Genomic DNA, 9,945 nt, shown 5'->3' with positions numbered 1-9,945 from the left:
ATGAGACTGTTGCACGAAGGCGATCTGCGGCGTTGCTTTCGGGATTCGGGCTCGGTCACGTACGTGAGTACGCTCCCAGCGCCCTCACCCTCAGCGCCTTGCATCTCATCCTTCGTTCAAAGTCTCAGCACATTTGATTCAAATGTGCGAGAATGGCAGTTCGTGCAACATTCTCTAAATGAAAAAAGCTACCCTCAACACTTGAGGGTAGCTTTTTAATTGATCTATTGTGGAGGGCCTTACATCTTGAAGGGTACCTCGTACTCAGTAGGCTTTTTCTTGAATAGGAATTCGCCCTTTCGTACAGAAGCGAGTACGCCTACACGGCGGCGGATGCAATCCCAAGCGCTATCGCCATCCAGCACGATGAAGTTGGCATCGCAGCCTACCTCTATACCGTATTGGTCGTGGATATTCAAGCACTTAGCACCATTGTAGGTGATCATATCAAAGGCGGTCTCTACCTCCTTAGGGCTAGCGTACTGTGATAGGTGGATAGCATTGTCAAGGATGTTCATCATATTACCACTACCAAGTGGATACCAAGGGTCATTGATAGAGTCTTGGGCCAATGCAATGTTGATGCCCATCTCCATAAACTCCTTGATACGAGTAAGGCCACGGCGCTTTGGATAGGTGTCTTGCCTTCCCTGTAGATAAGCATTCTCGGTAGGGCAGGAGATGAAGTTCATCTTGCTACGCTTAAACATATCAAACATCCTATAGGCGTAGGAGTTATCGGCCGAACCAAAGGAGCAGGTGTGGCTAGCGGTGGTCTTCTCACCATAATCCTCAAGGTAGACAAGGGCGTTGAGAATCTCCACAAAGCGTGCCATAACGTCGTCGGTCTCATCGCAGTGTACGTCGATGAGTACATTGTACTTCATGGCTAGCTCTACAATGTCGTGGATAGACTTCTCGCCAAACTCGCGTGCTGGCTCGTAGTGAGGAATGCCACCGATCACATCGGCACCCATTTTTAGAGCCTCCTCTACTAGCTCCTTACCACCTTTGTAGGTGTACATACCATTCTGTGGAAAGGCTACTACTTGGATATCAACGATGTCTTTCATCTCCTCCTTGAGCTCCATGATTGCTTTGAACCCGGTGAACTTAGGGTCGGTGACGTCGGTCTGCGCTCTGATAAATTGCACACCTTGTGATACCTCGTCTTCAATACCCTTGCGAGCTAGTCGCTTTACGCCATCAATGGTCATGGTGGCTTTGTACTTTGGCCAGTTTTCGATCGCCTCGAAGAGTGTGCCCGAAGCTGCTCCCAGCCCCTCCATCTCGGAGACAGTGTAGACGTAGTCAAGGTGAAGGTGTGGATCTACATAGGGTGGCAATACAAACTTGCCATTGAGGTCTATCTCCTCATCGCACTTGGGAAGGTTGGTACCGATCTGAGTGATCTTACCGTTCTCTACGATGATCTCACTTGCAGAACTATTCCGATAGATTTTCGCGTTAAAGAATTTCTTTTTCATAAGCATACGTCTTAATGGGTTACTAATTACCTATTCTCAAATATACCCATTTTATTTGGAAGTATATTACATTTTAGCATAGTTTGTGAATGTTGCACGAAGTGCCATTCTCGCACATTTACTAAAATGTGCTGAGACTTTGCACGAAGGATGAGATGCAAGGCGCTGAGGATGAGGGCGAAGGGAGCGTACTCGCGTACGTGACCTAGCCCGAATTCCGAAAGCAACGAAGCAGATCGCTTTCGTGCAACTGTCTCGTTTGTGATTAGATGTGGTTGCAAAAAAAAGGCGGTACCACACGAGGTGATACCGCCTTTGTCATATAATTAGCTTATTAATTAGTAAAGGATTGGGCGAATCTCTACGCGACGTCCCTTTGGATACTTACTCTTGGTATCCTTCATGGAGTCGATGCCAGAGGGGATTACCTCTAGTCGATCGCGTGCAATTCCTTTGCTAGTGATATAGTCTGCCACTGCATTTACTCTACGGCCAGAGAGCTTATTATTGTAGCTCATCTTGCCCTCTGGAGAGGCGTATCCACGAAGGGATACTCTGAGGTCGTTTTCCTTCATCCACTCCACTACGTTGTCGAGTGTCTTGATGGCCTCACTATCTAGCTTGCTGCTATCAAAACCGAAGTAAGCAACGCTCATGTAGAGGTCTATCTCCTTATTATTGAGCCCACCCTTGAGGGCAATTGCCTCATCAGGAGTGACTGGCTCACGGCGTCCTGCTAGCTGATTAGCTGGCACAGTATCGGTCTTTTGGATAGCACCTTGGGGTAGCAGATTACCGCCAAGCAGGTGATTGATCGCCTCTGGGCTAAGGTCGCCACGGGTAAGGAGAAGCGCATAGAGTAGGCGCTCCATCTGGTCGAGACGACGCTCCAGTGGCTCATTGAAGGTGCGTGCTAGTGCTTGGTCCAAGGCACGACGCTTGAGCGTCTCTACCTTGAAAGCACGTACCACGGAGTCGCGGTAGGCAGCTTCTACATAGGGCTTGCGAGCCTCTAGTATCAGCTTGGTGATGAGCTCCTCTGCCTGATCTTGAGTGATTGGCAAGAGAGCATCATCGGGTATCGAATCATATCCCTCAGTGGACCTGATCATGTCCCACACCTGCTGATCTACCGAGTGTGTGTCGGTAGTGCGAGGTGCATTCTCAATGATGGTCACAGTGTCGCCACTCTGTGTCACCTGCTGGGTGAGTACTACGTCCTGGGCATTGGCGTGTAGACCAATGCCTAGGAGTAGAGTAGCTACTGCTGAGGAGATTAAATTACTCTTTCTCATCATTCGTTTTCCTAATGGTGATTGATTAGAATACGAAACGATAACCTACAGCAATCTGATTATTCTTGAATAGACCTCTTGCAGTGTAGTCGGCAAATAGCTCGCCAGACTTATTCAGCTTGAAGTTGGCACCAGCGATGAAGTTTGGACCAAACTTAAGGCCAACACCGTGGCTGTAAAGACCAAGACCAAGACCTGCGTAAGGATCTACTACAGAGTCGGCGATCTTAAAGTTGTAAATTACATTGGCGCTGAGGTCGAAACCACCCTTCTTGCCAAAGCCAGCCATCAGCTCAGGTACGAAGTCGAGGTCGGTATCAGAGATCTGCATGTAACCACGCATTCCTACCATCCATTGAGTTCCCTCACCAAAGTTGGCACCAGTGAGCACTGCAAGGCGGTTAAGCTTAAGGAAGTTGTTCTTAGCGTGAGTAGTAGTAGCTGTAGTAGTGGTGGTAGCACCGTTAACTACAGTAGTTGGAGTTGTTACAAGTGGGTCAACTCTCTGTACAGGCACTACGTTGGTCTGTGCAGTAGTCTTGCCCTCAAGGCGATCCATACGGTCTACTAGGCGACGCATCTCATTAACTAGTTGCTGGTTAGCTACAGGGTCGTTAGTAGCTACTACCTGTGCACCCTGTGGGTTTTGGCTATTAAGTGCTGCTACGATGATATCCATCTCAGAGTCAGAGAACTTAGCTGCACGAGCACTCTCCTCGCTGCGGATCTTGTAGAGGATACGATCTACCATCTCCTCAAACTGCTGCTTAGTCATCATCTCGCCACCACGTACTCTCTCTCTTTGGAAGATGGTGTGACGGCCGCTCTGCTTTTGAGCCTCGCTACGGGTGTCATTCACACGGTCGTTAAGGCTCTCTTCGTTGCCATTGATGTTGATCATTGGCTCATAAGCTGAGCGACCAAGGTTGATGCGCACACCTGCATTGTACATAAGGCTGGTGTAGATGTCACCTACCTCTACGTTCTTGAGTTTAGATGCCTCGTTGTTAGAAAGAAGGGCATTAACATTACCAAAGAGGGCTACGTACTTAGAGAATGGAATCTCTACGCCTGCACCACCCATTAGGAATAGGTTGTGAACATCAAAGCGCTCTTCTGGATCAGTGTTTGAGGTTGGTCTATCTGGATCAGTTGGGATCAAGCCCTTATCATCTAGGTAACCAGCACCAAGGGTAAGGTAAGGTACGATACCACGTGGTTGATTGAGACGGAATAGCAAGTTAGCACCATACATCTTCAGATCCTTATTGAACTTGAAGCTAGGCTTATCTGGCTGCTCTGTAGCTTGGTAGTAGAAAGCTCTCAAGCCAATCAGTGAAGAGAAGTCAAGACCTGCAGAACCTCCGATAAAGAATTGGTCTGCACGGTTGAGCTTATCGTGGAAGTCAGCATACATAATACCTGGCTCAAGGACAAACTTCACGCCGCGGAAGCCATCCTCAAAGAGGTTGCTGTATTGGCGGCTAGCATCGCTGTAACCACTCATACCACCAAGGGTGATATCAAGAGAAGCGATAGCTGACCAGTTGCCCCAACGCTTTGCCTTATCATCAACGTTTGGATTGAGTAGATAGTCTACCTTATCAAGGTTGAACTGAGTGTTGCGACCCTCTAGTGAAAGTGCAATACGCTCAGAAAGATTGAAGCGTACACCAGCACCAGCACTTAGATAGATCTGCTTTTCAGTCTTCTTGGCATCGTCTACGATTTTAGTGTTCTTGTCAAATGGGTTGTAGTCAAGCATTTGCACACCACCACCTACAGTAAGGTATGGAGCGATGCTGTAATTGCTACTTAGGATATTGAACTTCAGCTCACCACCTAGGCGAGTGATATCAAACTGCATTCCATCAAGCTTATTGAGAGCATCCTCGTTAAGGATGTTCCAATTCTTGTCTTTAAGCGTATTCTTGAGGTTAACAGACTTCTCAAAGGTTCCTCTCAACTCTACATAAGGGCCAAAGCCAACGCCGAGGCGAAGTCCATAGAAAGGAGAGTTCTTAAGTGCAATGTTTTGATTCCACCAGTTGTATGATACGTTTGGTGAAAGTGTGAAGTTTACGCCATCTACCTGTGCATTGGCACTTGGTAGAAAGCCTAGACCCATTAGCCCTACGGCTACTAGTCCAAATAATCTTTTCATTCTCATATTTCTATTTGTTGTGGAAAAAATATTATATAATCCTATTACCGAGCAAAGATACACAAAACTTACTTAATATCTATATATTATGGCACATTGCCCTACTGTTGTGCCTAATGATACACTAAAGAGGATCAACATCGTAGTAGCAATTCATCTTAGGCCCTCTATACTCTTGGAGGAGAGGGTCAATGAGCTGATGAATCGCTTCACGAAGCTGTAGGGAGGAGAGCTGTAGAGGTGCCAGCAGGGTCACCTTGTAGCCGATGGCGGTTGCCTTTTTATGTACTGGCATAGGTGCTGGACCTAGGGTAGTAGCATCGGGCAGTCTATTCTGAAGAATGGTCGCTGCAGTGGTGGCGAGTTGGTAGGCTTGGCTTTGTGCTGCACTCTCAAAATATATATCAATGTGTCGGGAGAATGGGGGAAGCTGAATGCTGTGTCGCTCCTCCAACTCAAAGTCGAGCATCTGCTGATAGTCGTTTTGCTCAAAGGCGGTGAGGGCATTGGGTGCTGTGGCAAAGTGTTGCACCACCATTCGCTTGAGCAGAGGAGCTTCATTGCGGCTCTGCATCAGATAGCGAAAGGTGAGCTCATTGGCACGGTAGTCAGAGAGCGCATAGAGGAGGTCCAGCTGCACCCACCCGATGGTAGTCGCTTTGCTCAGGTACTCTTGAGGTGGTTGGTAACTCGATGAAAGAATCACTGAAGGTAGCTTCGACCTCCGATCCACCTCCTCCGCCATCTTGATCGCCACCCCAGGGAATAGCTCTTCCATGGCACGGCGAAGACGCTCTATCCCAGTGCCGACTAACTGCATTCCTCCAGCCCCGCACTCCGGACAGTGACTTGGCAATGGTTGGAAAAAGCCACAGAGACCACACACCAGCATACGCGATTGCTCCATATACCGTAGCGTCGTATGGCAGTGCGGACACTTGGGCGAGGCTTGGCACTTCGGGCAAGTAGCACTTCGGGCAAAACCCTTACGCTGATAGAGGAGAAGGGCAAGCCCCCCCTCATCTATTGCCTCTCGGATAGCCCCGATCATCTGAAAGGAGAGCATCCGCCCTTGCACACTATTATCCTCAAAGGCCTTTGGCATCCAGACTGTCTGTAGTCGCACCTCGGGCGGAGTGTGCGAGGAGGTCACAAAGCTATACTTCTGCTGTAGTGCCAGAGTGTAGCTCTCTACTGAGGGGGTGGCACTCACTAGGAGAGTCTCTACCTTGGCAAAGTGAGCCAGCATCAATGCCACGTGCGTAGCGGTAAAGCGGGGTGCCGGCTCATACTGTCGGTAGCCCCTATCCTCCTCATCAACCACAGCCACCAACCCGAGCGAAGCAAAAGGAAGCCAAACGGCCGCCCTCAATCCTATGTAAAGGCCACCCTCCCCAGAGAGGGCAGAGAACCACGTGGTGCGTCGCTCCTTCTCCGTCGCGGTAGAGAAATAGCGGTAGAGCCTCACTCCAAACTGCTTTTGTAGCTCAGGGAGCAACTGCTTTAGTATCTCTATATTAGGTAGCAGGAGGAGCACCTGCTTCCCCTTTGCCACCTCTTGGAGTAGGTAGTCGTAGGGAATACGCTCCTCAATTCGACTATTAGGGCAATGGACAAGGGCAATGCGTGAGCTGCCGATAGAGATCAACTTAGAGAGCGGGTCGCCCACTTTGTGGATAGGGAGAGCCACCCCCTCATTGAGGGTACTAGCCAAGACCTCGCACTCCTCTACCGCCCCCACTTTGCGTAGCTTATTGATGGTGTAGCTAGAAGTCTCCAACCACTCAGCAAGGTCTTGCAGACTCATCGGAGGCTTATCTCCCTTTTGGTAACTGGTGAGTATCTTTTGGAGTGCCTTCTCAGCGGTCGTACCACTCTTCAATTGTCCCTCTAGGTAGCCCCTGAAGTGGGCATCGCTCATCAGTCGCTCCGAGGGGAGCCACCCCCTCAGCATAAGCGTTGCCTTCCTAGGCTCCTCTCCCTGCGTGCCATCGGGTCGGAAACTTTGGTGAATAGCAGCCGTCAGTACTTCTCCCAAGCTACACATATAATAATTGGCCGCCCACTGCCAAAGCTCTATGATATAGGGCGGAATGGGCGGATAGGGGAGTAGTTGCAATACCGGCTTCAGCCGATGCTGCCCCTCAGGTGCGGTATGTTGTTGTGCCATCACCAACCCTGTGTAGCACTTCTTGGTGCCAAAAGGTACAGTCACCAACCGCCCCACCAGCTGAGGCTCCTCTACGCTGTCCGCTTCGTATACGTAAGTGAAAATAGGTTGCTTGAGAGGGAGGGGAACTAGTATGCTAAGGTAGAGAGGGTACTGCATAGACCTACATTAGCGAGGTGCCTTGAGGTAGAGACCGAGGGCAATAGGAGTGTAAATAAGATTGGGGAGCCACGCCGCCATCAGTGGTGTGAGCTCTCCACTCACCGCATAGGCAGAGGAAATGGTAAAGAGTAGAATATAGACAAAAGTGAGCGCCAAGCCGATAGCCATATTGACCCCCAGCCCTCCCTTTACCTTCCGTGCCGAAAGGGAAACCCCAATAAGGGTGAGAATAAAGGCGGCAAGAATCGAGGCATATCGCCGGTGATACTCCACTTGAAAACTCTGGATATTGCCCACCCCACGCTTCTTTTGTTGCTCTATGTAGTGGCTCAGTTCGGCATTGGTGAGCTGCTCGCCATCCTCTCTAGAGATTAGGAGGTCGGCTGGGGTGAGGATCAAGAGGGTATCTAGCTGGTCGCCGTACTCATTGTGCTCCTTGAGCCCATCAAAAGTGCGGATATGGTAGTCGTAGACAGTCCAATGATAGAGGCTATCACTGTGATAGGCAATCCGCTGTGCGGTGAGCTGACTAGTGAGCGTATTCTCCTCAAACTTCTGTAGGGAGAAGTTGTAGCCCATATTTTCTCTCGCATCAAAGGTGCTGAAGTAGACAACCTCACCTGGTGCCACTGCCGCTTGGATATTTTGGTCCATCTCCACCTTTTTGTTTTTGACCCACGTGTTGGTAAAGTCGATGCGAATCACATTGAGGTTGGGGATAATCCATGCACTAAATATAAAGGAGACCACCGCAATAATCGCTGCCGATATGAAGTAGGGGCGAAGGATACGATTGAAGCTCATCCCCGCCGCCTGCATCGCAATGATTTCGGAGCGTGCCGCCAGCTTACTCGTAAAGAATACCACCGTGATAAAGATGAATAGCGGTGAGAGGAGCAACGCATAGTAGGGGATAAAGGCGATATAGTACCACACAATATCCATAAAGGGTAGGGCAGGATTGAGGAACTCCTCCATCTTCTCCTGAATATCGATCACCACAATGATGATGAGGATCAGCATCAGTGCAAAGAGGAAGGTACCAAGGAAGCGACTAATGATGTATCGGTCGATTCGTTTCACCCCCAAACGATCCAATAGATGTCTACCCTTTTGCTTCATCGTCAATGGATTGGATTATCGTCTTTGCTGTAGTTCGGGGAGTACACTCGCCTTCCACTGAGGGTAGTCGCCCTCAATGATATGCTTGCGTGCTTGCCTCACTAGATCGAGGTAAAAAGCAAGGTTGTGGATGCTTGCAATCTGTAGCCCCAGTAGCTCATCCGACTTAATCAGGTGGCGTACATACGCCTTGCTATAGGTATGGTCTACATAGCTCGTCCCCTCAGGGTCAAGAGGTGAATAGTCGTCTTTCCACTTCTCATTACGCATATTCATAGTGCCACGCCAAGTAAATAGCTGACCATTACGCCCATTGCGGGTAGGCATGATGCAGTCAAACATATCCACCCCACGCTCTATCCCCTCAAGAATATTGGCGGGCGTGCCCACCCCCATCAGGTATCTAGGGCGGTCCTTAGGGAGCACCTCATTCACCACCTCTATCATCTCGTACATCACCTCCGTAGGCTCCCCCACGCTGAGACCACCTATGGCATTGCCATCAGCCCCTAGTTCCGCCACACGCTCTGCCGACTCCCTTCGGAGGTCGCTGAAGCCAGCTCCTTGTACAATGGGGAAAAGGCTCTGAGGGTAGCCGTAAAGCGGTTCGGTCTCAGATAATCGTTTATGGCACCGCTCTAGCCAACGCAATGTGAGGTCGAGCGATTGCCGAGCATACCGCCAATCGCAGTCGCCAGGAGGGCACTCATCAAAAGCCATGATGATATCAGCACCAATCTCCCTCTGGATATCCATCACCCGCTCAGGGGTGAAGAGGTGTCGTGAGCCATCAATATGGCTCTGAAATTGCACCCCCTCCTCAGTGATCTTTCGGCTATCGGCAAGTGAAAAGACCTGAAACCCGCCACTATCGGTGAGCATCGGCCCCTCCCAACTATTAAACTTCTGAATACCCCCCGCACCGCGGATAATCTCCGTGCCAGGGCGAAGGTACAGATGGTAGGTATTCCCGAGGATAATCTCCGCTTGGATATCCTTCTGCAGCTCCCACGCATGTACCGCCTTCACACTCCCCACCGTGCCAACCGGCATAAATATAGGCGTATGCACCTCGCCATGTGGCGTGTGCAGCACCCCGGCTCGTGCCGACGAGCCTTTATCGCTATGTACTATCTCAAATTTCATACTGCTACAAAGATACTATAAATTGAGAGACTGTTGCACGCAAGGGGACCATATACCCAGGGGGTACGCATTAGAAATATAAACTTAAGTTACAGCCTTAATATGGATAGCTTGTACTAGACAAGCGAGAAAGGACCTCGGAGAGGTCCGATTTGTTGTAGCCCCCGCGTCGGAGGGCAAAGCCCGAACGACCGGGGGAATAGGTATAGGGCACATTATATCGACCCCTTGTGGGTCGGACAATAGGACCTAGGATATCAAAATTAATCCTNGAATAGGTTGTCCGACCCGCAAGGGGTCGTGGATTTTGGTTGTCTTATTTACCCCCATTCATCGGCTCTGCGAGCCTCGAATGGGGGCTACAACAAATCGGACCTCCTACGGAGGTCCTTAACCATA

6 protein-coding genes are annotated in these 9,945 nt (G+C 49.8%); all 6 read right to left on the bottom strand.

Annotated elements, in window-relative coordinates; translation table 11 throughout:
• Positions 1 to 239: 239 nt before the first annotated feature.
• Complete coding sequence (locus tag A3GK_RS0109540) at positions 240 to 1,487, bottom strand: amidohydrolase family protein (protein ID WP_026161837.1); 1,248 nt, start codon at positions 1,485 to 1,487, stop codon at positions 240 to 242.
• A 338-nt stretch (positions 1,488 to 1,825) separates the two neighbouring features.
• Positions 1,826 to 2,785 (bottom strand): OmpA family protein, encoded by a 960-nt coding sequence (locus A3GK_RS0109535; protein WP_018029227.1) that lies wholly within the window; start codon positions 2,783 to 2,785, stop codon positions 1,826 to 1,828.
• A gap of 22 nt (positions 2,786 to 2,807) precedes the next feature.
• Positions 2,808 to 4,952, bottom strand: a complete 2,145-nt coding sequence (locus A3GK_RS0109530; RefSeq protein WP_244860745.1) for an outer membrane beta-barrel protein — start codon at positions 4,950 to 4,952, stop codon at positions 2,808 to 2,810.
• A gap of 118 nt (positions 4,953 to 5,070) precedes the next feature.
• Positions 5,071 to 7,275 carry a primosomal protein N' family DNA-binding protein gene (locus A3GK_RS0109525; protein ID WP_018029225.1) on the bottom strand — a complete coding sequence of 735 codons (2,205 nt, stop codon included), beginning with the start codon at positions 7,273 to 7,275 and terminating at the stop codon, positions 5,071 to 5,073.
• A gap of 9 nt (positions 7,276 to 7,284) precedes the next feature.
• The gene (locus tag A3GK_RS0109520; protein WP_018029224.1) at positions 7,285 to 8,400 is read right to left on the bottom strand and encodes an LptF/LptG family permease; all 1,116 of its coding nucleotides are present in this window, start codon (positions 8,398 to 8,400) and stop codon (positions 7,285 to 7,287) included.
• A 15-nt stretch (positions 8,401 to 8,415) separates the two neighbouring features.
• Positions 8,416 to 9,546, bottom strand: coding sequence for a tRNA guanosine(34) transglycosylase Tgt (gene tgt / locus A3GK_RS0109515; RefSeq protein WP_018029223.1), 1,131 nt, complete (start codon positions 9,544 to 9,546; stop codon positions 8,416 to 8,418).
• Positions 9,547 to 9,945: the final 399 nt, after the last annotated feature.

It is taken from the genome of Porphyromonas somerae DSM 23386 (assembly GCF_000372405.1).
Taxonomy (GTDB): Bacteria; Bacteroidota; Bacteroidia; order Bacteroidales; family Porphyromonadaceae; genus Porphyromonas_A; species Porphyromonas_A somerae.
This window is presented reverse-complemented; position numbering and strand designations above follow the sequence as displayed.

Bases quoted from the DNA above. Each gene is read 5' to 3' on its own strand.
- A3GK_RS0109540 (WP_026161837.1), bottom strand. From the start codon at position 1,487: ATGAAAAAGAAATTCTTTAACGCGAAAATCTATCGGAATAGTTCTGCA.
- A3GK_RS0109535 (WP_018029227.1), bottom strand. From the start codon at position 2,785: ATGATGAGAAAGAGTAATTTAATCTCCTCAGCAGTAGCTACTCTACTC.
- A3GK_RS0109530 (WP_244860745.1), bottom strand. From the start codon at position 4,952: ATGAGAATGAAAAGATTATTTGGACTAGTAGCCGTAGGGCTAATGGGT.
- A3GK_RS0109525 (WP_018029225.1), bottom strand. From the start codon at position 7,275: ATGCAGTACCCTCTCTACCTTAGCATACTAGTTCCCCTCCCTCTCAAG.
- A3GK_RS0109520 (WP_018029224.1), bottom strand. From the start codon at position 8,400: ATGAAGCAAAAGGGTAGACATCTATTGGATCGTTTGGGGGTGAAACGA.
- tgt (WP_018029223.1), bottom strand. From the start codon at position 9,546: ATGAAATTTGAGATAGTACATAGCGATAAAGGCTCGTCGGCACGAGCC.